The sequence below is a fragment of the Neisseria sicca 4320 genome (assembly GCF_000193735.1).
Classification (GTDB): Bacteria; Pseudomonadota; Gammaproteobacteria; order Burkholderiales; family Neisseriaceae; genus Neisseria; species Neisseria sicca_E.
In genome coordinates, this window is the sequence record NZ_AEPF01000050.1 from 1 (window position 1) to 22,382 (window position 22,382).

General features: G+C 48.8%; 22 protein-coding genes and 1 pseudogene. 2 read left to right on the plus strand and 21 right to left on the minus strand.

The annotated features are described in order from the left end of the window. Positions 1-61 precede the first annotated feature (61 nt). The 10 genes from copM to NSCA4_RS0104435 form a co-directional block, all read right to left on the minus strand. A complete protein-coding gene (gene copM, locus NSCA4_RS0104390) occupies positions 62-457 on the minus strand; it encodes a CopM family metallochaperone (protein WP_009173640.1) in 396 nt (131 codons plus the stop codon). A gap of 226 nt (positions 458-683) precedes the next feature. Further along, the gene (locus tag NSCA4_RS0104395; protein ID WP_016687006.1) at positions 684-1,208 is read right to left on the minus strand and encodes a DUF8453 domain-containing protein; all 525 of its coding nucleotides are present in this window, start codon (positions 1,206-1,208) and stop codon (positions 684-686) included. Positions 1,209-1,309: 101 nt separating this feature from the next. Further along, a complete protein-coding gene (uvrB, locus tag NSCA4_RS0104400; RefSeq protein WP_016687007.1) occupies positions 1,310-3,331 on the minus strand; it encodes an excinuclease ABC subunit UvrB in 2,022 nt (673 codons plus the stop codon). A gap of 97 nt (positions 3,332-3,428) precedes the next feature. Continuing rightward, complete coding sequence (gene trxA / locus NSCA4_RS0104405) at positions 3,429-3,761, minus strand: thioredoxin TrxA (RefSeq protein WP_016687008.1); 333 nt, start codon at positions 3,759-3,761, stop codon at positions 3,429-3,431. A 151-nt stretch (positions 3,762-3,912) separates the two neighbouring features. Continuing rightward, complete coding sequence (locus NSCA4_RS0104410) at positions 3,913-5,481, minus strand: ABC transporter ATP-binding protein (RefSeq protein ID WP_016687009.1); 1,569 nt, start codon at positions 5,479-5,481, stop codon at positions 3,913-3,915. Between the two features lie 175 nt (positions 5,482-5,656). Beyond that, positions 5,657-7,198: a fatty acid--CoA ligase gene (locus tag NSCA4_RS0104415; RefSeq protein WP_016687010.1), complete on the minus strand. Its 1,542-nt coding sequence runs from the start codon at positions 7,196-7,198 to the stop codon at positions 5,657-5,659. A 113-nt stretch (positions 7,199-7,311) separates the two neighbouring features. Continuing rightward, the gene (locus NSCA4_RS0104420; RefSeq protein WP_016687011.1) at positions 7,312-8,334 is read right to left on the minus strand and encodes an ABC transporter permease; all 1,023 of its coding nucleotides are present in this window, start codon (positions 8,332-8,334) and stop codon (positions 7,312-7,314) included. Between the two features lie 43 nt (positions 8,335-8,377). Next, the gene (locus tag NSCA4_RS15470; RefSeq protein WP_016687012.1) at positions 8,378-8,554 is read right to left on the minus strand and encodes a hypothetical protein; all 177 of its coding nucleotides are present in this window, start codon (positions 8,552-8,554) and stop codon (positions 8,378-8,380) included. 35 nt (positions 8,555-8,589) lie between these two features. Further along, positions 8,590-9,642 carry an ABC transporter permease subunit gene (locus NSCA4_RS0104430; RefSeq protein WP_016687013.1) on the minus strand — a complete coding sequence of 351 codons (1,053 nt, stop codon included), beginning with the start codon at positions 9,640-9,642 and terminating at the stop codon, positions 8,590-8,592. 91 nt (positions 9,643-9,733) lie between these two features. Further along, positions 9,734-10,384: a phospholipase D-like domain-containing protein gene (locus tag NSCA4_RS0104435; RefSeq protein ID WP_029609513.1), complete on the minus strand. Its 651-nt coding sequence runs from the start codon at positions 10,382-10,384 to the stop codon at positions 9,734-9,736. Positions 10,385-10,395: 11 nt separating this feature from the next. On the opposite strand from NSCA4_RS0104435, the gene NSCA4_RS15475 reads away from it, so the two are divergent. Next, positions 10,396-10,563 carry a hypothetical protein gene (locus tag NSCA4_RS15475; RefSeq protein ID WP_003675730.1) on the plus strand — a complete coding sequence of 56 codons (168 nt, stop codon included), beginning with the start codon at positions 10,396-10,398 and terminating at the stop codon, positions 10,561-10,563. Here NSCA4_RS15475 and NSCA4_RS0104440 read toward each other — a convergent pair. The 5 genes and pseudogenes from NSCA4_RS0104440 to NSCA4_RS0104455 form a co-directional block, all read right to left on the minus strand. Next, entirely contained in the window at positions 10,531-10,920 is a 390-nt protein-coding gene (locus NSCA4_RS0104440; RefSeq protein WP_036538088.1) for a hypothetical protein, read from the minus strand. The two genes, NSCA4_RS15475 and NSCA4_RS0104440, sit on opposite strands and share 33 nt — an antisense overlap. Further along, positions 10,917-11,093: pseudogene (locus NSCA4_RS13730) on the minus strand (deaminase domain-containing protein); the annotation flags it as partial. The gene NSCA4_RS0104440 and the pseudogene NSCA4_RS13730, both read right to left, overlap by 4 nt. Then, entirely contained in the window at positions 11,063-11,257 is a 195-nt protein-coding gene (locus NSCA4_RS0104445) for a phospholipase D-like domain-containing protein (protein ID WP_003757858.1), read from the minus strand. The gene NSCA4_RS0104445 and the pseudogene NSCA4_RS13730, both read right to left, overlap by 31 nt. A gap of 152 nt (positions 11,258-11,409) precedes the next feature. Beyond that, positions 11,410-12,339 (minus strand): CobW family GTP-binding protein, encoded by a 930-nt coding sequence (locus NSCA4_RS0104450; protein ID WP_003757856.1) that lies wholly within the window; start codon positions 12,337-12,339, stop codon positions 11,410-11,412. After that, on the minus strand, positions 12,327-12,803 hold the full coding sequence (locus NSCA4_RS0104455; RefSeq protein WP_016687015.1) for a Fur family transcriptional regulator: 477 nt from the start codon (positions 12,801-12,803) through the stop codon (positions 12,327-12,329). Before NSCA4_RS0104455 ends, NSCA4_RS0104450 begins: the two co-directional genes overlap by 13 nt. 474 nt (positions 12,804-13,277) lie before the next feature. On the opposite strand from NSCA4_RS0104455, the gene NSCA4_RS0104460 reads away from it, so the two are divergent. Then, the gene (locus NSCA4_RS0104460) at positions 13,278-14,744 is read left to right on the plus strand and encodes a DUF3360 family protein (RefSeq protein ID WP_016687016.1); all 1,467 of its coding nucleotides are present in this window, start codon (positions 13,278-13,280) and stop codon (positions 14,742-14,744) included. A gap of 308 nt (positions 14,745-15,052) precedes the next feature. Here the strand turns inward: NSCA4_RS0104460 and paeA are convergent, their stop codons facing one another. The 6 genes from paeA to NSCA4_RS0104495 all read right to left on the minus strand — a co-directional run bounded on the left by paeA (position 15,053) and on the right by NSCA4_RS0104495 (position 22,297). Then, positions 15,053-16,354: a polyamine export protein PaeA gene (paeA, locus tag NSCA4_RS0104465; protein WP_016687017.1), complete on the minus strand. Its 1,302-nt coding sequence runs from the start codon at positions 16,352-16,354 to the stop codon at positions 15,053-15,055. Between the two features lie 854 nt (positions 16,355-17,208). Then, a complete protein-coding gene (locus NSCA4_RS0104475) occupies positions 17,209-17,595 on the minus strand; it encodes a hypothetical protein (RefSeq protein WP_016687019.1) in 387 nt (128 codons plus the stop codon). Between the two features lie 139 nt (positions 17,596-17,734). Then, on the minus strand, positions 17,735-18,907 hold the full coding sequence (locus tag NSCA4_RS0104480) for an NYN domain-containing protein (protein ID WP_016687020.1): 1,173 nt from the start codon (positions 18,905-18,907) through the stop codon (positions 17,735-17,737). A gap of 90 nt (positions 18,908-18,997) precedes the next feature. Next, entirely contained in the window at positions 18,998-19,672 is a 675-nt protein-coding gene (locus NSCA4_RS0104485) for a hypothetical protein (protein WP_016687021.1), read from the minus strand. Between the two features lie 131 nt (positions 19,673-19,803). After that, positions 19,804-20,790, minus strand: a complete 987-nt coding sequence (locus NSCA4_RS0104490) for a malate dehydrogenase (RefSeq protein ID WP_016687022.1) — start codon at positions 20,788-20,790, stop codon at positions 19,804-19,806. A 139-nt stretch (positions 20,791-20,929) separates the two neighbouring features. Then, positions 20,930-22,297: an FAD-binding oxidoreductase gene (locus NSCA4_RS0104495; RefSeq protein WP_016687023.1), complete on the minus strand. Its 1,368-nt coding sequence runs from the start codon at positions 22,295-22,297 to the stop codon at positions 20,930-20,932. Positions 22,298-22,382: the final 85 nt, after the last annotated feature.

Below are 22,382 nucleotides of genomic sequence, written 5' to 3' on the forward strand. Positions count from 1 at the left end.
ACCTTGGTTTTAAAGTTTGTGCCATCCTCAGGTGGGGGGTGTGGAGCAGCCACGAACGCGGTTAGCGGGGATGCAGACTACGGCTTGCTTTTTTGTTGTGTGCTTTAAGCCATTTTTGCATTTGTTCAATTTCCGCTTGTTGTGCGTTAATAATATTCTCAGCAAGCTTACGCATCTCAGGATCCTTTCCGTATTTTAATTCAACTTCCGCCATTTTTACTGCGCCAATATGGTGTGGCAACATACCTGCTGCAAAAGCAACATCAGGATCTTTATATTGCGCAGCTGCCATCATGTCTTGATGCATTTGATTCATACCTTGCATTAATTCTTGTTGCATTGCAGAACCTGTCGACATTGGCATATTCATGTGTGCTTGATGCGGTTGTTCATTAGCTTGGGCATAAATTGAAACTGCAACAGCGCTAAGTGTGATAAAAGTCATAAGTTTTTTCATGTTTTTCGCCTATGTGATAACTGAAGGAGCACAAATCATAAACTTTGACCTAAGGTTAAAGTCAATATTTATTCCGAAAATTTTTGGTAAGGTGCTAAAATAAGAGAATATTTGATATGAGGGACAGCAAAATGTAGGTTGGGTTGCAAACCCAACATTTCGTAAAATTTAACAGTTTTGTTGGGTCTTGACCCAACCTATGCTTGCTACACTTATTGGAGTGTAATTACTCCCATAACTTTGCTCGTATTGCAGATTCCGTAGAGGAGTTAGGAAGTCGAGAGCTGTATGTAATTTCAACATGCAGATTTTTTTCCAGCTTCGCTAATAGTTGATCGTTAGTACAGTTAAAATTTTCAGTTAAATTACTTTTAACGTAAACTAACCCTATGCCATTATTACTTGTTAAAGGCAATCCAACTTTAGGATTTGAGTATGCAAAACAATTAATCTCTTCTTCTGTCATGCCAACTGATTTCAAAATCTCTCCCCATTTCTTAAGTGTCCAATTTTGATTTACTTCATCATTAATCTTTATAGATTTTATTATTGCGACCCCAGCCCCTGAATTTTTTACATAAATTCCAAATGATTTTGTAGCATTATCACTCATTGTGTTTATTACTACATATGGGCTTTGCCCAATAATATCTGCATTTGTAGATTGTCGAGTCAGGTATGATTGATATCCTCCAAATACAATCGCAGCAATTATACCCAAAACCTCCAAACATTCGATAACCTTATTCATATCCCTAACCTAAGCCTATAGTTAACTTATTGAAACTATAGAATTGTACATAAATATAAAGAAATTATTAAACATTTACATGATTTAACAATTAGATTTTATTAAGCAAACAACAAATTCTCCTTAATCCCCCGAATCCTATCCCGCAACACAGCCGCTTCTTCAAACTGCAAATCCCTAGCCGCCTGCTGCATGGCTTTTTCCAGTTTGGCGATTTCTTTAATCGCGTCTTCTTCGTTGTGAATCTCGCCGACTTTAACCTTCTTTTTGCCTTTCAGACGGCCTTTGCCGCTGTCTTCTTCGTGGTACACGCCATCAATGATGTCTTTGACTTGTTTTTTAATCTGCTGCGGCACGATGCCGTGTTCTTCGTTGAATTTCATCTGTTTTTCGCGGCGGCGTTCGGTTTCGTCGATGGCGGCTTTCATGGAGTCGGTGATTTTGTCGGCGTACAGGATGGCGACGCCGTTTACATTGCGCGCGGCGCGGCCTATGGTTTGAATCAGGCTGCGGTGTGAGCGCAGGAAGCCTTCTTTGTCGGCGTCGAGGATGGCGACGAGGGAGACTTCGGGGATGTCGAGGCCTTCGCGCAAGAGGTTGATGCCGACGAGTACGTCAAACAATCCGAGCCGCAAATCTCTAATGATTTCAACGCGCTCTACGGTATCGATGTCGCTGTGCAGGTAGCGCACTTTGATGCCGAGTTCGCTGTAATAGTCGGTGAGTTGCTCCGCCATGCGTTTGGTGAGGGTGGTAACGAGTACGCGTTCGCCTTTTTTGATGCGGTCGTTGATTTCGCTCATTAAGTCATCGACTTGGGTGGCGACGGGGCGGATGATGATTTGGGGATCGACCAGTCCTGTGGGGCGGACGACTTGTTCGACCACTTGTCCGGCGTGTTCTTCTTCGTATTTGGCGGGGGTGGCGGAAACAAAGACGGTTTGCGGCATGACTTTTTCAAATTCGTGGAATTTGAGCGGGCGGTTGTCGCGGGCGGAAGGCAGGCGGAAGCCGTAATCGACGAGGTTTTGCTTGCGCGATGCGTCGCCTTTGTACATGCCGCCGATTTGGGTTACGGTAACGTGGCTTTCGTCGATGAACATGATGGCGTTGTCGGGCAGGTAGTCCATCAGCGTGGGCGGCGGTTCGCCTTCTTTTTTGCCGGAGAAGTGGCGGGAGTAGTTTTCGATGCCTTTGCAAAAGCCCATTTCGTAGAGCATTTCGAGGTCGAAGCGGGTGCGCTGTTCGATGCGTTGTTGTTCGACGGGGCGTTGTTCACGGGCGAAAAATTCGATGCGTTCGCGCAGTTCTTCTTTGATGGACTCGCAGGCGCGCAATACGGTGTCGCGCGGGGTAACGTAGTGGCTGGACGGGAAGACGGTGTAGCGGCCGACGCGCTGGTGCAGTCTGCCTGAAAGCGGATCGAACATATCGAGGCGGTCGATTTCGTCGTCGAACAGGCTGATGCGCAAGGCGTTTTCGGAGCTTTCAGCGGGGTACACGTCAATCACGTCACCGCGCACGCGGAAGCTACCGCGTTTAAAATCCAAATCGCCGCGTTCGTATTGCATGGAAACGAGTGTGGCGATGATGTCGCGCTGCTCGATGGTGTCGCCTTCTTTGACGGACAGCACCATTTGTTGATACTCAGTCGGGTCGCCGATACCGTAAATGGCGGACACGGTGGCGACGATAATCACGTCGTCGCGCGTCATCAGGTTTTTGGTGGCGGAAAGGCGCATTTGCTCGATGTGTTCGTTGATCGCGCTGTCTTTTTCGATGAACAGGTCGCGGCTGGGCACATAGGCTTCGGGTTGATAATAATCGTAGTAGGAGACGAAATATTCCACTGCGTTTTCAGGGAAAAACTCGCGCATTTCAGAGTAGAGCTGGGCGGCAAGGGTTTTGTTGTGCGCCATGATGATGGCGGGGCGGCCGCTTTGGGCGATGACGTTCGCCATGGTGTAGGTTTTGCCCGAACCGGTTACGCCGAGCAGGGTTTGATAGGCAAGACCGTCTGAAAGCCCTTCGAGCAGGCCGGCAATGGCGGTGGGCTGGTCGCCGGCAGGCGGGAATGGCTGGTGGAGTTTGAAGGGGGAATTGGGGTATTGGATGACTTCCATATTGCCGCCTGTACCTGTTTTCTAGTTCGGGGAAAAGGGAAATTATAGCAAAAAGGTCGTCTGAAATTTTTCAGACGACCTTTTGCGTTGTTGAAACTTAAGCCAAAGAAGCGTTTACAAATGCAGTCAATTGACCTTTTGCCAAAGCGCCGACTTTGGTGGCAACGTTTTCGCCGTTTTTGAACACCATCAGCGTCGGGATACCGCGCACGCCGAATTTGGCGGGAGTGGCTTCGTTTTCGTCGATGTTGATTTTGACGACTTTCAGACGGCCTTCAAATTCGGCGGCGATGTCGTCCAAGATCGGAGCGATCATTTTGCAAGGGCCGCACCAAGGTGCCCAGAAGTCGAGCAATACGGGGACGTCGGATTTCAAAACGTCTTGTTCGAAATTTGCATCGGTGGTGTGGATAATCAGTTCGCTGCTCATGAGTTTTTCCTTTTTGTGTCAAATTGAATCAGATGTTGTGCAGGATAGGGCTTGGGGCTGAAAATTTCAAGTGTCGCAAAAGTGTAATAGCTTTTTTGTAAGGTTGCCATCGGGATTGGCTAATGTTTTTTCAGACGACCTATCCGACCGGTCAGCCTGCCCTAAAGCTCATCAGATGGCGCGTGTAATCGCTGGAAGGGTTGGCAAATACGGTTTCGCAGCCGCCCTCTTCGACGATTTTGCCGTCTTTCAACACCATCACGCGGTGCGACAGGGCGCGGATGACGGCGAGGTCGTGGCTGATGATGATGAGGCTGAGACCGTGTTGTTTTTGCAAATCGGCGAGCAGCTCCAGAATCTGTTGCTGCCATTGTACGTCGAGCGCGCTGGTGGGTTCGTCCAAAACAAGGATTTTCGGGCGGACGATGATGGCGCGCGCGATGGCGAGCCGCTGGCGTTGTCCGCCGGAAAAGGCGTGCGGATAGCGTTCGAGCGCGTCTTCGGGCAGACCGACCTGCCGCAATACGTCTTGCACGCGCTGCCGCATTTCTGCGCGGGACAAATCGGGTTCGTGGACGCGCAGGGCTTCGGAAACGATATTAAAGACGTTCATGCGCGGGTTGAATGCGCCGAACGGGTCTTGGAACACCATTTGGATGTCGCGTCTCGATTCGCGCGTCCAGGCTTCGCCGTTGATTTTCAGACGACCTTCCGCGTCGATAAGGTGCATCACGGCTTTTGCCAGCGTGGTTTTACCGCAGCCGCTCTCGCCGATGATGCCCAGCGTTTCGCCCGCTTTCAAATCGAAGGAAACCGGTTCCAGCAGGGTTTTGCTGCGTTTTTTGAACCAGCCCACCGTTTCTTTGACGGCGACGGAAAGCTGCTCCGCCTGCAAGACGGTGGCGGGGTTGTCCGCCAAAGATACGACCTTGCGCGCGGCACCGGCGTTTAACAGCATTTTCGTGTATTCGTGTTGAGGGCGGGCGAATACTTCCGCCGCCGCGCCCGTTTCGACAATGCGTCCGCCGCGCATCACGGCAACGTCGTCCGCAAAGCGGCGGACAAGGTTCAGGTCATGGGTGATGTAGAGCATGGTCATGTTGTGCGTCTGCTGCAAACGCGCCAACAAATCGAGAATCTGCGCCTGCACGGCGACATCCAAGGCGGTGGTCGGTTCGTCGGCAATCAGGAGCTTGGGTTCGGCGGCGACCGCCATCGCAATCATCGCCCGCTGCCGCTGTCCGCCGGAAAGCTGGAAGGGATAGGCAAAGGCTTTCTGCTCCGGCTCGCGGATGCCGGTTTCCGCCAAGAGTTCGACCGCCCTCGCCCATGCCTGTTTTTTGTCCAAACCCAGATGCAGGGTCAGCACTTCGGCAATCTGCGCGCCAACGCGCATCACGGGGTTGAGCGCGGTCATCGGTTCTTGAAAAACCATGCCGATTTCCCGTCCGCGCAACTTTTGCAGGGCGCGTTCGGATTGGGTCAGCAAATCGTTGCCGTCGAACTTCAGAGTGCAACGCCTCCCTGTGGGACTGCCTTCAAACGACACCAGCGGATTCAGCCGCATAATGCCCTGCGCCAACACGGTTTTACCGCTGCCGCTCTCGCCGACCAATGCCAGTTTCCTGCCGGTCTGTACGGTCAGGCTGACATCGTGCAGGACTTGCTTGCCGGGGAAAAAGGCGTTTAGGTTTTCAATTTCAAGGATGGGTTTCGTCATGGTATGGAGGTCGTCTGAAAACGGAAAACGGTTGGAATCAAATCGGCAATACTCGCGCCACTCAGGCAAGAATCTATCGGATGATTAGCATTTCATACAGTCAGTAAACATCGGCTTACTGCTTTTCAGACGACCTTTGATTCAAACCCGCAAACCGAGGTCGTCTGAACGCTGATTATCTTTGAAACTGCTCTTTCAACACCCGTTTCAACACTTTGCCGGTGGCGTTTTTCGGCAGTTCGTCTTTAAAGTAAATCTGTTTGGGGATTTTGAAATTCGCCAAATGTCCGCGCAAATGGGCGCGCACGTCGGCTTCGTCCAACGTTTCGCCGTCTTTAAGTTGGATAAAGGCGATGATTTCTTCGTCGGCATATTGGTCTTTCACGCCGATGACGGCTGCGGCTTCGACGGCGTCGAGTTTGTAAATCGCTTCTTCAATTTCGCGCGGATAAACGTTTTGCCCTTTGGAAATAATCAGGTCTTTTTTGCGGTCGACGATAAAGATAAAGCCGTCTTCGTCTATCGTGACAAAATCGCCTGTTTTCAGCCAGCCGTTGACGATGGCTTCGTCGGTGGCATCGCGCATATTCAGGTAGCCCTGCATGACCGAACCGCCCTTGACGATGAGTTCGCCCACTTCGCCCGTCGGTACTTCGACCAATTCGTCGTTGACGGCTTTGACTTCCAATCCGGGCAAGGCGATGCCGACGCTGCGGGCTTTTTGCCTTTCGGGCGTGTTGACGGCGACGACGGGCGAGCATTCACTCAAACCGTAGCCTTCCAAAAGCTTGGCACGCGGGAACTTCGCTTTAAAATCAAGGATGGTTTGTTCCGCCAAAGGCGCGCCGCCGCTGATAAACAGACGGACGCGGTTGAACCATCTGAAATACCAAGGGATTTTTGCTTTGCTCATGGCGGTGTAAATCGCGGGTACGCCCAAAAACACGGTCGCGCGTTTGAGCAAAACCTGTTTCAAAACGTTGGAGAACGGGAAAACGGATTTCACCAAAATAATCGAACACGCCATATAAATCGGCAGCAACACCATAGCCGTCAGCGTAAAGCTGTGGAACATCGGCAGGAACACGACAAAACGGTCGCGTTTGGAAATCTTAAAGATGCGCTCGATACCTTCGAGGTTGGCAAACAGGTTGCCATAGCTGATCAATGCGCCTTTAGGATATCCGGTCGTTCCTGAAGTGTAAATAATATGTGCCAAATCATTGATTTTCGGCTGGCGGCTTAAATCCGGCTTACCCGGAAAATGCCGTACCGCCTCAAAACAAGTATCGGCTTTGTCCGCCGCTTTCGCCTCGCCTATCCAAATGATTTTTTCAACTCGGGTCTGTTTTTTCAGCCCCTTCAATTCTTTCTGCAAACCTGCCGATGCAAACATAAACTGCGCTTTGCAGTCGTTCAAAATATAGGCGTATTCGTTGTTTTTCAAAAACGTATTCATCGGCACGGCAACCGCGCCGATGGCGGAGACGGCAAAATAGGCGCTGATAAACTCCGGCGAATTGGATACCGCCAAAGCGACTTTGTCGCCGAATTTGACGCCTATATTTTGCAGATATGCCGCTACGGCATCGACTTCCTGCTTGAGCGCGTGGTAGGTGGTTTTTTCTTTATCGTTGAACACCGCAGTACCTTTGCCGTTTTTACGGCAGGCCAAAGCCAGCATTGCATAGAAATTTGTATTTTGTTTTTGATTCATTTAATTTTTAAAGTAGAAGTGAGCAAATCATCTTGGAAGTCGACTGAAATTTCCCAAGGCGCGGGTCGCGCTTTGATGTACGACGCGCTGGATTTCCTTTCCATAAATATTTACTATCCCCTAGCGCGCACGTCAAACGCCTGACGCAAGCCCTCGCCTATCATCACCAGCAAAAGCAGCATAACCGTCAGCGTACCGACGGTGGACAAGCCTATCCACCAGGCGTCCAAGTTGTCCTTGCCCTGCGCCAAGAGTTCGCCCAAACTCGCCTGCGACGCGGGAACGCCCAAACCGAGGAAATCCAAGCTGGTCAGCGCAAGCACCGCGCCTGAGATGCGGAAAGGCAGAAACGCCAATACGGGCGTCAGGCTGTTGGGCAGGATGTGCCGCCACATAATCGCGCGGTTGCCCACGCCCATCGAACGCGCCGCCAAAACGTAATCTGCCTGACGGTTTTTCAAAAACTCGGCGCGGACGTAGTCGGACAGCCCCATCCAGCCGAACAGCGACAGCAACCCCAGCAATATCAGCAAACTGGGATTGAAAAACGAAGACAGGATAATCAGCAAATAAAGCTCCGGCATCCCACCCCAGATTTCGATAAAACGCTGCATCAAAAGGTCGGTCTTGCCGCCGAAATAACCCTGCACCGCGCCGGTGATCACGCCGATTACGGTCGTTACAAAGGTCAATGCAAGGGCGAACAACAGGGAATCGCGGAATCCGTAAACCAAGCGCGCCAAGACATCGCGACCGCGGTCGTCCGTGCCGAGCAAGTGCCTTTCGGACGGACTTGCAGGGTCGGGCTGTGTGTCAAAATCATTGAGCGTATCGGCATCGTAGGGATTGGGCAGATAAACGGCGTAATTGCCGTTTGACGTGATGTTGCCGCGTATCAGCGGATCGAGGTAATCGGCAGGCGTGTCGAAATCGCCGCCGAATACGGTTTCGTTGTATTCGTTTACCAGCGGAAAATAATATTCGCCCTGATAACGTATCCACAAGGGCTTGTCGTTGCTCCACAAAGGCGCAAGCAGCGCGACGGCGAACAAAACGGCTAAAACCCGCAACGCGAACCAGCCGCGTTTGTGTTGCTTGAAAGCCTGCCAAGTGGGGTTTGAGGTGTGTGTTTTCATAATTGGATTGCACAAAGGTCGTCTGAATATTCAACCATGAGGATTACTTATAAGCCAACTTTTCCAATTCTGACTTATGCGCGGCAATTACGCGCTTTGCGCTATGCATGACCAACCGTTTGGTTGCTTCATCATCCTGCAATTCCATACGGACTACTTTTGCACCATCGTTTTTATGTTCGCGGCTTTCTTCAGAAATATTTTTTAAACGTTTAATCATATTTAACTCCAAAATTCTTTAAGTTTTCAGACGACCTATTTCTGTCCGCCGAAATGAATGCGCGGATCGACCCACGAATAAGAAATATCCGACACCAATTTCGCCAGCAAACCCATCAGCGTGAACACATACAGCGTCCCCATCACCACCGGATAATCGCGCTTCATCACCGCCTCGTAGGAAAGCAGCCCCAGCCCATCGAGCGAGAACAAAGTTTCAATCAGCAGGCTGCCGGTAAAAAACGCGCCGATAAAGGCAGCGGGGAAGCCGGTAATCAGCGGAATCATCGCGTTGCGGAAAACGTGTTTCCACAAAATCTGTTTTTCCGGCAAACCCTTGGCGCGGGCAGTATAGACATATTGGCGGCGGATTTCTTCAAGAAACACGTTTTTCGTCAACACCGTCGTTACCGCCAGACTGCCCGCCACCGAAGCCGTAATCGGCAGCGCCATGTGCCACAGATAATCCTTGATTTTGCCCGCCCACGACAGCGTGTCGAAATCATCGCCGACCAAACCGCCCTGCGGGAACCACGCAAAAAAGCTGCCGCCGCCGAATAACACCAGCAGCACCAAACCCAACACAAACGGCGGTATGGTATAACCGACCAGCACCACCATCCCCGTTACCGCATCAAAACGGCTGCCGTCGCGCACCGCCTTGGCAATGCCCAACGGAATACAAATCAGATAAGTCAGGAAAAACGTCCACAAGCCCAAACTCATCGACACCGGCATTTTCTGTTTGACCAGCTCGAACACGGTTTCATGATGGAAAAAACTCTTGCCCAAATCAAAACGGGCAAACCGCCACACCATATCCGCAAACCGCGTCAGCGGCGGCTTGTCGAAACCGTACAGCGCATTCAACGCCGCCAAATCTTCCGGACTGATGCGGTTGCCGTTTTTCATGATATTGCCCGCCGTCGCATTCGCCGTCTCGCCGCTGACCGCACCATGCGTCAACTGCTGCACCATCTGCTCCACCGGCCCGCCCGGCACGAATTGGATAACGGCAAAAGTAATCGCCAAAATCCCCAACAGCGTGGGGATTAAGAGTAATAGGCGGTGGAGGATGTAACGGTACATGCTTAGGGTATTCCTCTATTTTGGTTTTAAGGTCGTCTGAAAAGTACGGATTGCTTTCAAACGACCTATACTTCTAATACTTTTAAAAAATTTAACTGATAAGCCAGCTAATAAACTTATCCAGCAAATCTTTCTGATTATTGCCAGCCGCTTCGACCATTTCCAATGTCAAACTATCCGACCACACAATAAAATATCCGTAACGTCCTTTTTTGATAAGTGCACCGGCTTTCTTACCTGTATCTGTCAAACGGTAGAACTTACCGTCTATTTCCTGCAAGCCTGCATGACACAGTTTCGCATTGCATTCTTCCGTCGTTACTCCCCATTTTTCTGCTAACTTAGCGACAGTCAATGTATCGTATTTTTTAGCAATTTCTATATTCTGATTTTTCTGCGAAACTTGCTCTTTTTCTACTACGTCAACTGAAATTTTAACTTCATCGCTAATACGGATAATACGCTGCGCTTCGCTATAAGCATCTTGATAGACTTCCCCATCTTCACTACGCTTTAGCAAGATACCCATTTCATTATTATTTACTTGGCTGAATTCATATAAATTCAGGCTTGTAATAATGCAAGCATCTTTGCTGACGTAACATTTTGCATGAAGATTCGGACAATAGCTTGTACGAACATAATTTAAATTTTTCAACCAAGCTGCCTCTGATGGCTGCAATTCACTTTTACCATACTGAAAAATTGTGAGCTTTTCAGACGGCATTGATCCGTAAATCATGGAACGCGTGCGTGCTGGAGCACACACCTTACGCATGGATTTTAGGTTTCATGCAGGCTACAGCTTGCTGCTGCGGCGGTATAAAAGTATTTTTAGTGATTTACCGTTTTTGGTATTTTTGCCCGACGGGGTTAAAAATACAGTTGCTACTCTTGCTGCATGATATTGGCAAGATTTAATTTAAATGTTTGTTGAATCTTGTTTACATCCTTAGCAAAAATATGATAGTCACTCGAAGAATAGATAGATTTTATTCTATCCAAATTAGTTTGTTGATAACATTTTTTCATTTCCGCGATGAAAAAATTATCTTTTCCTCTTTCATTGAGACAGTTATTTTCTAACAGATAGATTGCCCATGCTGTAAAAATAAATGTACTATCTTCCGGATATTCAGATAAATAAATTTCGAATTCAATTATAGAATATTCAGCTGCTTCAATTAATGTTATATCTAAATCTCTGACAAATTTTTCCGTTATATTTTTAAATAATTTCTTGAATTCTATATAATTTTTATTTTTCCATGATTCTATTTTCCTGTAAAAATATTTAATTGAATATTTGGATAGCGATTTCTAAACTCTAAAATAACATTGCTGCAAGATTGACAGGCCTTTAATTCTGTAAATAGATCAATTCTACCTGATACATTACGATTATTTCCGAGTTACTGCGCTATAGTTTCAAGTAATTTATATTCTCCATTACAATCCGCACATCGATTTTCATGCGGTCTTTGTCTTCTAAAAGCTCTTTTACCCTATCGTTTAATTTTAGATAAGGGCTAATCAAATAAAGCCGTTCCTGTGCATTTTTAATTAACTCCTCCAAGTAATACGTTGTACCGCTGGTATTTAAAAATTTTGCCATTTTCTTCTTTCCTGCAATGTTTATTTGATTTATTCGCGGGCAGAGCCCACGCTACGCAGTTGCTTTATATTATTCTGACAGTTGAAACAATAGACTTCACTATCGTTTAGGTCGTCTGAAAATTGCAGCGGCAAACTTTCAGACGACCTTGCTTATTTTTCCAAAGCCTCTTGCAGTTTCTTTTCAATCAAATCTGCGTCAAACGACTTGGCAATCAGCTCGAAGCGCGAGTCGCGGCGCCATGAGACTTGGTTGGCGCCCCATTGCCCGTCCACCCAGTTGAGCCACACCCATGTGCCGAGCACTTGGAACACGCCTTTGGCGCGGACGAGGCCGTCTGTGAACTTGGGCAGGTCGTTGAAGAAGTTGGTCAATTTTTCGCCGTCGAAATCGCGTCCGGCAGGGAATGTGAAACCTTGCGACTGGAAGCCCATCGTGTTGTCCGGCAGGGCTTTGAGACGGTAACGTGATTTTTCGATAACGGGAATGTCAAGCCATTGGATGTCGAGTTGTGCGTTTTGGACTTCGACCACTTTGGCTTTGGGTGGGAACAGTTTTGCCGCTTTGTCGTGAAATTCGGCAAGCTGTTCGGGGGTGCATAAATCGGTTTTGCTGGCGACCAATACGTCGCAGATGCCGATTTGGTCTTTATACAATGCCTGCTGCGCGTAATCGGGGTTGATGAACTGGCGCGGATCGACAACGGTAAAGACGGCGCCGATTTCCAGAAGGCTGTCCAGCGGTTTGGCTTTCAATTCGTCGATGACGCTGGCGGCGTGCGCCAGTCCGCTTGCCTCAATCATCAGGCGGTCGGGTTTGGCGTCGCGCAGCATTTTCTGCACGGTTACGCCCATTTGCGGGCCGGCGGTGCAACACAAACAGCCGCCGGCGATTTCTGCCACGGGGATGCCGTTGTCGCTCAGTACGGCGCCGTCAATACCGATTTCGCCAAACTCGTTGACGATGATGACCCATTTCTCGTTCGGGTCTTTCTGCTCCATCAGGCTTTTGAGCGCGGTGGTTTTGCCTGTTCCCAGAAAACCTGAAATCAGGTGGACTTTGGTTTTTTTCACTTCTGACATTTTTTACAGATTCCAGTTAAAACAACGTGTTCTTCTTTCAGCGCAAAGCCGCTTTCGGCAACGCCTTCGCGCAGTGCCGCCCATTCGTGGCTCAGGGTTTGTTCGTCCGCCGTGCCGCATTCGGTGCAGACCAAAATAAACGCGCTGTGGTGCGCTTCGGCTTCTTCGTGGTCGTGGCAATGGTCGTCGCACTCGTGCTGCGCGTGGCTGCACAAAATATAGCCGTTGACCGCCGCCACTTTGTGCAAAACGCCCTGCTCCGCCCAAAAATCAAGGGCGCGGTAGGCCGTCGGCGGCGCAACCACGCCCTCGCTCTGCTGCTGCATCTGCGACAAGACGTTGTAGGCTTTAATCACGCCGCTTTGCTGCAAAACGATATCGAGCACCTGCTCGCGCAAAGCGGTTACCTGTACGCCGTCACGGCGTGCCTGTTCGAGGATTTTTTGTTTGATTGCGTGTTTCATAAAGGCTTTCAGACGACCTTAAAATTCTGAACGGAGAGGATTACATTATAACGTGTTTCCGTTTGGTTTAAACTGCTGTTGTTTTCAGGAGCGAAAAACATGGGGAAACCCTTGGAAACAGCGAATAATAATCCTCCTTCAAAATCCAAATACCTAAAAATAAACCTGTCATTTTACCGAGAGGAATGACTCTTCCCCTTTGTATCTGTTTGGAGGATTAAAAATTTCAAAACAAAGATCGTCTGAAGTTTCAGGCGACCTTTTTTTGTTGTTTTTCCAACTTATTCATACCAAAACGAAAATTTTTACTTGTACCGGATAATTTGTGTGTTAGTATCCAAAAACTAAATTGTTGACAATACAGCCCGATCCCGACTACTGGTTTTGCCGTGTATAGCCGCTTTCGGAGCGGATATAAAAAGTCGGACGGCGATTGCCGACAAAACCAAAAACAAGTCGACCAAAGGAGAAATTATGAACCACGACACATCATATTCCGGCATGCACAAGCCGTCGTCGGACTTTGAAAGCCGTGAGGCGTATTTGGAACACGAGCTGCAAATCATGCAGCCCAAACGCTGGCGGCTCAATCTGCCGTTTCGCGATTACCGCTTCGAACCCGAAGACCTGATTCCTGCCGTGGCGGGAACCATCGGCAAGGTGGTGATGGTCAGCGCAGTGGCGGCGGCATTTGCCGTACCGTTGGGGCTGCCCGACACCTTTCTGCCGCAAAACGTCCGTTACGAGCTGCTGATTGCATCCGTCTTCATCCTGCTGCTTTCCGGCCTCTTTCTTCCCACTTCCAACTTACCCGGTACGCACGGACCGCTGATTCCGCTGATTCCTATCGTCGTTGCCGCAGGCGGGCATCCGCTGGCTTTCGGCTTGTTGATCGGTGTGTTCGGTTTCTTGCTGGGGATTACCAAGGGCGGCAGCCTGATGGCGAAACTGACGAGCAACGGCGTATGCGGCGGGCTGCTGCTGTATCTGGGCTTCGTCGGTACGACCGGACAGGTTAAAAAACTCTTTGAATGGGCAGGCGGTTTTGACAAAAGCTACATCGCCTTCATCGTGATAATCGGCACTATCCTGCTCTATGCGCTACTGGAACATTGGCGCAAGCGTTGGCTTGCCGTCCCATTGGGCTGCGTGCTGGCAGGCTTTACCGCCTATCTTTTGGGTGCGCCGTTTTCCTTCCAAACCGCTCCTGGCCTGCCGCCCATGAGTCCTGCCTACTGGTGGGGTGAAAATACCGGCTGGATGATGGGTTTACCGACGATGGACAGCTTTTTGGTCGTATTCCCCTTTGCCGTACTCGCCGTCGCCATGTGGTCGCCTGATTTCTTAGGGCATCAAGTGTTCCAAAAAATCAGCTACCCGGAGCGTTCCGAAAAAGCCTTGATGAACATCGACGACACCATGTTCACCTGTTCCGTCCGCCAAGTCGCAGGCTCGGTATTGGGCGGCGCGAACTTTACCTCGTCATGGGGAACCTATATCGTTCCCGCCTCTATCGCCAAACGCCCGATTCCCGCAGGCGCGATACTGACTGCCTTGTTCTGTATCATTGCATCCGTTTGGGGCTACCCCATGGATTTGGCGATTTGGCAGCCCGTATTGAGCGTTGCGCTGATTGTCGGCGTCTATGTCCCGCTTTTGGAAGCAGGCATGGAAATGACACGCAAGGGTAAAACCACCCAATCCGCTGCCATCGTTGTCTTCTCTTCTGCACTGGTCAACCCTGTTTTCGGCTGGTCGCTGACCATGCTTTTGGACAACTTAGGCTTGATCGGCAGTAAAGAACGCAGCGCGGAACTCGGCTTTATGGGGCGCGTCGTCGTACCTGGCCTCGGCTTTGTCATTCTCTGCGCGGCAATGGGCGCAGTCGGCATGCTGCCCGGCATTCCCGCCTTCCTCGAGCAGTTTAGAAATCTGCATTAATAAGCCGCACCAGCCTTTCAGACGACCTTTTTGCAACTGAAGGTCGTCTGAAAACCGCAAATCTCGGATAAATCGGATAATCAACATTGGTTTGAAGTTTTAAAACGAAAGGTCGTCTGAAAAACTGATTTTCAGACGACCTTTCGTTATCTCAGATATTTAAGACAATAGATTAGGTATAGTGGATTAACTTTAAACCAGTACGGCGTTGCCTTGCCGTACTATCTGTACTGTCTGCGGCTTCGTCGCCTTGTCCTGATTTTTGTTAATCCACTATAACGTCATATCAGAAAAAAGCTTTTTGCAATTTACCGGCTGACTACGTCCTCCCCCTGTTTAGACACCAAAAGCTGGTCGATTTTCAGATTTTCGGTGTCGATGATTTCAAATTTATAGCCCGCGTAAACCAAAAAATCGGTGCGTTTCGGGATTTTTCGCAGGGAATACATCATAAAGCCGGCGATGGTTTCGTAGTTTTCTGAATTGGGAAACGCTACGATATCCAACGCGCGCATTACATCGGCGAGCGGGGTTGCGCCGTCCACCAGCCAAGTATCTTCGGTGCGGCGGATGATTTGCGGCTCTTCTTCGGTATTGACCAGCTCGCCCATGACAATATTCATCACGTCTTTCAACGTGACCACGCCGACCACCAGCGCGTATTCGTTCACCACCACGGCAAAGTCTTCGCCGGAAGTTTTGAAGGTTTCCAATACATCGTAAAGCGACAGCGTGTCGGGGATGAACAAAGCTTTGCGCAGCACGCGCTTGTCGGTCAGGCGGACGTCTTTTTCTTTTAAAAACAAGGTCAGCAGCGTGTGCGATTCGATATAACCGATGACGCGTTCCAAATCGCCGTCGCAGACCAAGAATTTGTTGTGCGGTTTTTCCGACATGATTGCCAACACGGTATCGCTGCCGTCGTTTTTATCGAAATAGGCGATGTATTCGCGCGTGCTCATGGTGGAAGTCACCGTGCGCTCCTGCATGTCGAAAATATTTTCAATCAGGTAGTGTTCCTGCTCTTTCAACACACCAGCCTGTGCGCCCGCATCGACGACGGCGTAAATGTCTTCCGAAGTCAGCTGCTCTTGGCGGACGGTGGAAATTTTGAAGAGTTTGAATATCGCGTTTGCCATTCCGTCGAAAATCCAAACGAGCGGTTTCAATATAAAAATCAGGAACATCATCGGACGTACGATGCGCACCGCCACCGCTTCGGGATGGGTCATCGCCATGCGCTTGGGCATCAAGTCGGCAATCAGGATGAAGCTGCCCGTAACCAGCGCGAACGTCAGCAGCGACGCGGCGGTACTGCCCCAACTGCCCGCGTTTGCCAACAAACCGTCGAAATAAGGGCGCACCGCCGCTTCGCCGACGATACCGGCGAGAATGGCGACGGCGTTCAAACCGATTTGGACGACAGTGATGAAGCTGCCCGGCTGCTGCTGCATATTGAGCACATCCAGCGCGCGGGTGTCGCCGCCGTCTTTCGCCATCACTTGCAATTTGATTTTGCGCGCCGAGGCGAGCGCGAGTTCGGAACAGGAAACGAATGCGCTGATGACAATCAGCAGGCACAATAATAATAAGGCTTCGAGAATATTCATGAAAAACGGTGTGTGTGGCAAACAGAAGACATTTTAGCATTAAAGGTCGTCTGAACGACGAACCGCACCTTGTGGTTGGATGAGGTGTCCAACTTTGGGAGCGGTTCAGGTTTCAGACGACCTTTTGCCTTTTGGCTGTGGTTACATAAAAATTGTAGCGGCAAAGAACGGTATGGCGGGGTTTATTTGCCCAGCAGTTCGATGCTGCAAGCTACTTTGCCGACACGCATTTCGGCTGTGCCTGAACAGCGCCTGCAGACCAATTTTTGCGGCTCGTTATTCATCATGTTGATAGTCCTTAAAATTTATTTTTAAGTTTTTTCATCTGATTTTTGAGGTTGATTTGTATCGCTTTGTTTAGGCACTAAAATTAGCTCAATTTTTAGATTTTCGGGGTCTTTGAGTTTTACCTCATATTTATCATTAACCCAAACAAAGGAATGCGTAATAAGGTCGGCAATAGTTTCCTGTTTTTTGAGTTGGGAAGCTTCAGTTGGCGAATCACGTCTTCTAGAGGTGTCGTACCGCTTACCTCATAGCTAGTTGTTTCTTTATTATTAAGGAGATTCTGCGACGAAGGTTTGCTTTTTGATCGTTTTATTGGTTCTTCTATGAACACAGTGCTTATACTCTTCAAGAATATTGAAAAAAGGAAATATATTGATGCAGTTATCCAATAGATAATTAGTTCTCTATCGCTTATTTTTTTATTTCTTCCAATTCCTCTTTGTTTAGATTAAAGAATTGAGGGAAATAATACAAAAGTGTAATAAAAGATACTAACAATAGTAACACCGAGCCTGAGTTTGCTATTGTAGAACCAGCTCTCTTAAACAAAAGATAGCTACCAAACTTTATGTGTATTTTTTTAATTTATCTAACTTGCCGGGAATTTCATCACTTATTATTTTATTATCAAGATTGCTTGTTACGGTTAATTGTTTTTCTTTTTTGAATAACTTTTTAATTATATTAAAAAATATGGGAAGGATAGTAGATAAAATAGTTAGGAAAGAAAAGAATATTATTGATGAAATAATATAAATTTTTAAATTTACTAAAAATTCATCACTTTGTATAATGTGGTTAGCAAGAGTATCTATAAATCTTTGTTGTGTTGCTCTGCTTGGTAACAAAGCGGTTATGAATGCAGTCAATCCAAGTAATAAGGTTTGCATGCCATATTCTAAAAAATCATTTCGTAAGGTTTTACAAAATTCTTTGCGTTTGGAATTGGGCATTTTACTATCTATCCTTTTAAATTATTTATTAATAACTTATTAATAGGTTAAGGTCGTCTGAAAACGGTTTTGAGGTTTTCAGACGACCTCTTCAGATTGTGCAGCAGATTATCCTTGTCCTTCAAACCTATGGCTTGGCTTAGCCTTTGGCGGTAAAGCGTTTGTTGATGCGCAGGCGTTCGCCGCGGCCGGCTTTTTTGATTTCCAGCCAGTCGGTGTAGATGGCGTGGATGAGGTGGTTTATGGTTTCAAAGCCGTATTGCTGCGGGTCGGTACCTTCTGCGGTCAGTTGCTTGGAGACGTCACTCAAACGCGCCCAGCCTTGTTCGTCGGCGTGTGTATCGACTGCCTGCTGTACGGCGGGGATAACGCGGGTTACGGGCAGTTTGCTGCTTTTGGCGGCTGGTTCGGGTTTGGCAGGTGTCGGTTGCACGCTATCTGCCGTTGGGCTTGGTGCGGTGTTTTCGTTTTTGGTTTGGTTGGTTTTTTTGCCGCGCGTTTTGCGTTTTTGCGCGGTGTTGGGGTCGTCTGAAACGGTTTCTTCTGCTTGATGGGTTGCTACCGGGTTTTCAGACGACCTCTCAGTCAGCTTGTCGGCGGATTTGCGGCGGCGGACTTGGAGTTGGTTGTTGTCGGTGCGGTGTTCGAAGATGTCGAAGGATTTGATGAGGTCGGAGAGTTTGCCGTAGCCGTACAGCCTTGAGTCGAAATCGGGATTGATTTTGCTGATGTAGCTGCCGATGGGGCCGAGGTTTGCCCAGCCGAGGTCGTCGGCGTTTTCGCGCACGGCGCGTTTGAGCAGGGACAGTGCGTCAGGGGCGGCGGCGGGGTTGTTCTTGCCGTTGTTCTTCTCTTTTTCTTGGCGTTGTTTTTCGGGGCGGAAGATTTCGGTGTAGATGAATTTGTCGCAGGCTTTGCGGAAGGCTTCGGGCGTTTTCTTCTCGCCGAAACCGTACACGGTCAGCCCGCTTTCGCGCAGGCGGCTTGCCAGGCGGGTGAAGTCGGAATCGCTGGATACGATGCAGAAGCCGTCGAAATTGCCGCTGTACAGTAAGTCCATCGCATCGATGACCAACGCCATATCGGTGGCGTTTTTGCCTTTGGTGTAGGCAAATTGTTGGACGGGGATGATGGCGTGGGGCAGGAGGGCGGCTTTCCATTTGGAAAGGCCGTGGCTCCAGTCGCCGTAGATGCGTTTGACGCTGGCGATGCCGTATTTGGCAACTTCTTCGAGCAGGCGGTCGATGATGTCGGCGGGGGCGTTGTCTGCGTCGATAAGGACGGCGAGTTTTTTGTTTGCCAATGTGGTCATGGGGACTCCGTGGTGTTCATGTCAGTCGAGGTCGTCTGAAAAATTTTCGAATCTATTCAATTAATTTCAGATATTGCCTTTTGTTTCAAGTTACTTGTTCAGCACTTCTCTCAAGGGTATAAATTGTAATATTACAAAAAATAAAACTAGATATAATACGAATAACATGACAATAAATGAAATCTTTCCTTTGTATCTGTTGAATATCTTATTTGCAAAATCAAAATAGTTCATTACTGCAAGACCGAATGACAGACAAACAAAGAAAAATCCTATTAAATATCCATACCATTGCCCTATCTTTATTCCAATAGCTGATGCTGTTAATAATAAAATGACTGGAGATAAGCCTCTCGAAAAATCCAATATATTCTTGATTATTTCGTCGAATTCCTTATTTTTTAGTTTTACATCCCAATATAGCAATTCAAAAAATTTTTTAGATTGTTCATTTATTTTTTCAATATCCTCTTCGCCATTTTGTTGTTCACTGACTAAAAATTTAAATATATTTTCAGCTTCATTTAATCTGGCAATCTCTTCTTTTAAACGATTATTATATTCATCTCTACTTTTCCAATTGTTATATTTTTTTAGATATTTATTAGATAATTTTAATTCATTTTGAGAATTTTTCCTTAGCCTATCTTTTAATTCAGCAATATAATTTTCATTATTTTTAATTTCTTTATCTTGAGATTTAAGCAATTCCTCTATAAATTTATTTAGTACTTCAAAATCATGTCCTTGATTATTTATTTTCATATTTTAGTCCAATAACGAAATTAATTTTACAATTAGAATATAAGAGGAATTTTTGAGAATGACGATTATGAATATTAGTTGTTTTAAGATTAAAGGTCGTCTGAAAACCGGTTTTCAGACGACCTCGATTTTTAGAGCATATCTTGTATGGCGGCGCGTTCTTCTTCCAGCTCCGCCAGTGTCGCGGCGATGCGTTGGCGGCTGAACTCATCCGACAAGTCCAAGCCTTGGACGATGCGGTAGCTGCCTGCGTCGCAAATAACGGGGAAACCGAAAATCAAACCTTCGGGGATGCCGTAAGAGCCGTCGGAAGGGACGCCCATCGTTATCCATTTGCCGCTGCTGCCGAGCAGCCAGTCGCGCAGGTGGTAGATGGCGGCATTCGCGGCGGAGGCGGCGGACGACGAACCGCGCGCGGCGATGATGGCGGCACCGCGTCCGGCGATTTTCGGCATGAAGACTTCGGTGTTCCAATCGGGTTCGGTAATCATGTCTTGGACGGATTCGCCGTTGCTGGTGGCGTAGCGGTAGTCGGCGTACATGGTCGGGCTGTGGTTGCCCCAGACACACATTTGCTCGATGGAAGGAATCGGGCGGTTGATTTTCTCGGCGACTTGGCTGACGGCGCGGTGGTGGTCGAGACGCATCAGCGCGGTGAAGTTTTCCGGCGGGATGTCGGGCGCGGATTTCATGGCGATGTAGGCGTTTGTGTTGGCGGGGTTGCCGACGACGAGGACCTTAACGTTGCGGTTTGCAACTTTGTTCAACGCCGCGCCTTGTACTTTGAAAATTTCAGCGTTGGCATGCAGCAGGTCTGCGCGCTCCATGCCTTGCGTACGCGGGCGCGCACCGATCAAGAGGGCGATGTCGGCATCTTTGAAGGCGATTTCGGGGTCGTCTGTGGCGAAGATGTCGGCAAGGAGCGGGAAAGCGCAATCCTGCATTTCCATAATCACGCCGCGCAATGCCTGCTGCGCCTGTGGCAGATCGAGCAGTTGCAGGATAACGGGTTGGTCGCGTCCGAGCATAATGCCGCCGGCGATACGGAACAGGGTCGCATAGGCAATTTGCCCTGCGGCGCCGGTAACGGCGATGCGGACGGGGGGCTTAAGCGTCATATTTTTCCTTTTGAAGTCGTTGTTTTACTTGGTTTGCGGATTATAACAGCATTGAGTATTAGAGAATGAAAAGGTCGTCTGAAACTGGGAATAGATTTTCAGACGACCTTTTCGATTTTGGCAAATACTGAAATATTGCTTACGGCAGGAGTTTGCCCGGATTCATGATGTTGTGCGGATCAAGCTGGGCTTTGATGGCGCGCATCAGGGCGATTTCGGACGGGGTGCGGACGCTGGGGAGCCAGTGTTTCTTGATGGTGCCGATACCGTGTTCCGCCGCGATGGTACCGTGGCAGGCGAGGATGTGTTCATAGACGATGGTGTTGACGGCATCTTCGTAGCGGTAGGCTTCGTTGCTCAAGACGTCGGGCAGGAAGGTGTTGTAATGCAGGCTGCCGTCGCCCAAATGTCCGAAGCAGACAATTTGTATACCCGGAAAACGGGTTTTCAAGGCGGGGGCGCATTGACGGACAAAGGCGGCGACTTGGGCGATTGGGACGGCGATATCGTGTTTGATACTGGTGCCGAGCTTGCGCTGAGAGGCGGAAATGTTTTCACGCAGCGTCCACAGGTCGAGGCGTTCTTGTTCAGACTGCGCGATGATGCTGTTTTCTTGGCCGTTTTGATAGAGAAACTCGGCAAGTTTTTCATCGAGCCCGGCATCGGGAACAGAGTCGGTCAGTTCGAGCAGAACGTGCCAGTTTGCATCGGTCGGCTGTTTCAGATGACTGAATTCGGAAGACAATGCCAAAGCGTAGCGGCTGATCAGCTCGAAACTGGTGAGGCGTTCGGCAAAATGCCCTTGTACCGCAGTCAAAAGTTGTACGGCAGATTCGATGTCGTCCAAACCTACCCATGCGGTGGCTGTGGTTTGCGGGCGGGCGAAGAGCTTGAGCGTGGCGGCGGTAATGATGCCGAGCGTGCCTTCGCTTCCGATAAAGAGGTGGCGCAGGTCGTAGCCGGTGGTATTTTTGTGCAGCGGTTGGAGATGGGAAACAAGTTCGCCATTGGGCAGGACGACTTCCAAGCCTAATACCAAGTCGCGCATACTGCCGTAACGTAAAACGTTTAATCCGCCGGCGTTGCAGGCGATATTGCCGCCGATTTCGCACGAACCTTCGCTGGCAAGACTGAGGGGAAACAGCCTGCCTGCTTCGGCTGCCGCTTTTTGGACGTTTTGCAGGATTGCGCCCGCCTCGACCGTGATGCTGTTGTCGGCAAGGTTGATTTCGCGGATGCGGTTGATTTTGAAAAGATTGAGCAGTACGCCGCCGGAAGCTACCGCCGCGCCGCACAAACCGGTATTGCCGCCCTGCGGGGTAACGGGGATACGGTGTTCAAAACAAAACCGCATGATTTTTTGTACATTTTCTATCGAATGCGGTTGCAAAATAATATCTGGGTCGGAAACAAAACGGCGACGTTGGTCATTTAATAAGGCTGGTGTGGCTTCGATGATTTCAGCAGGAGAAAGAAATTCAAGAAAACGGTCGTACAGATTGGACATGGCAGGAGGCAGGAATGGTTTATATGTGTACGGGAATTATATAGTGGATAAAGGGCGCGAAAAACGGTAAAGGTCGTCTGAAAAA

What these genes read in the sequence shown, in the direction of transcription:
- copM (WP_009173640.1), bottom strand. Translation starts at nt 457, where the DNA reads ATGAAAAAACTTATGACTTTTATCACACTTAGCGCTGTTGCAGTTTCA.
- NSCA4_RS0104395 (WP_016687006.1), bottom strand. Translation starts at nt 1,208, where the DNA reads ATGAATAAGGTTATCGAATGTTTGGAGGTTTTGGGTATAATTGCTGCG.
- uvrB (WP_016687007.1), bottom strand. Translation starts at nt 3,331, where the DNA reads ATGGAAGTCATCCAATACCCCAATTCCCCCTTCAAACTCCACCAGCCA.
- trxA (WP_016687008.1), bottom strand. Translation starts at nt 3,761, where the DNA reads ATGAGCAGCGAACTGATTATCCACACCACCGATGCAAATTTCGAACAA.
- NSCA4_RS0104410 (WP_016687009.1), bottom strand. Translation starts at nt 5,481, where the DNA reads ATGACGAAACCCATCCTTGAAATTGAAAACCTAAACGCCTTTTTCCCC.
- NSCA4_RS0104415 (WP_016687010.1), bottom strand. Translation starts at nt 7,198, where the DNA reads ATGAATCAAAAACAAAATACAAATTTCTATGCAATGCTGGCTTTGGCC.
- NSCA4_RS0104420 (WP_016687011.1), bottom strand. Translation starts at nt 8,334, where the DNA reads ATGAAAACACACACCTCAAACCCCACTTGGCAGGCTTTCAAGCAACAC.
- NSCA4_RS15470 (WP_016687012.1), bottom strand. Translation starts at nt 8,554, where the DNA reads ATGATTAAACGTTTAAAAAATATTTCTGAAGAAAGCCGCGAACATAAA.
- NSCA4_RS0104430 (WP_016687013.1), bottom strand. Translation starts at nt 9,642, where the DNA reads ATGTACCGTTACATCCTCCACCGCCTATTACTCTTAATCCCCACGCTG.
- NSCA4_RS0104435 (WP_029609513.1), bottom strand. Translation starts at nt 10,384, where the DNA reads ATGATTTACGGATCAATGCCGTCTGAAAAGCTCACAATTTTTCAGTAT.
- NSCA4_RS0104445 (WP_003757858.1), bottom strand. Translation starts at nt 11,257, where the DNA reads ATGGCAAAATTTTTAAATACCAGCGGTACAACGTATTACTTGGAGGAG.
- NSCA4_RS0104450 (WP_003757856.1), bottom strand. Translation starts at nt 12,339, where the DNA reads ATGTCAGAAGTGAAAAAAACCAAAGTCCACCTGATTTCAGGTTTTCTG.
- NSCA4_RS0104455 (WP_016687015.1), bottom strand. Translation starts at nt 12,803, where the DNA reads ATGAAACACGCAATCAAACAAAAAATCCTCGAACAGGCACGCCGTGAC.
- NSCA4_RS0104460 (WP_016687016.1), top strand. Translation starts at nt 13,278, where the DNA reads ATGAACCACGACACATCATATTCCGGCATGCACAAGCCGTCGTCGGAC.
- paeA (WP_016687017.1), bottom strand. Translation starts at nt 16,354, where the DNA reads ATGAATATTCTCGAAGCCTTATTATTATTGTGCCTGCTGATTGTCATC.
- NSCA4_RS0104475 (WP_016687019.1), bottom strand. Translation starts at nt 17,595, where the DNA reads ATGCCCAATTCCAAACGCAAAGAATTTTGTAAAACCTTACGAAATGAT.
- NSCA4_RS0104480 (WP_016687020.1), bottom strand. Translation starts at nt 18,907, where the DNA reads ATGACCACATTGGCAAACAAAAAACTCGCCGTCCTTATCGACGCAGAC.
- NSCA4_RS0104485 (WP_016687021.1), bottom strand. Translation starts at nt 19,672, where the DNA reads ATGAAAATAAATAATCAAGGACATGATTTTGAAGTACTAAATAAATTT.
- NSCA4_RS0104490 (WP_016687022.1), bottom strand. Translation starts at nt 20,790, where the DNA reads ATGACGCTTAAGCCCCCCGTCCGCATCGCCGTTACCGGCGCCGCAGGG.
- NSCA4_RS0104495 (WP_016687023.1), bottom strand. Translation starts at nt 22,297, where the DNA reads ATGTCCAATCTGTACGACCGTTTTCTTGAATTTCTTTCTCCTGCTGAA.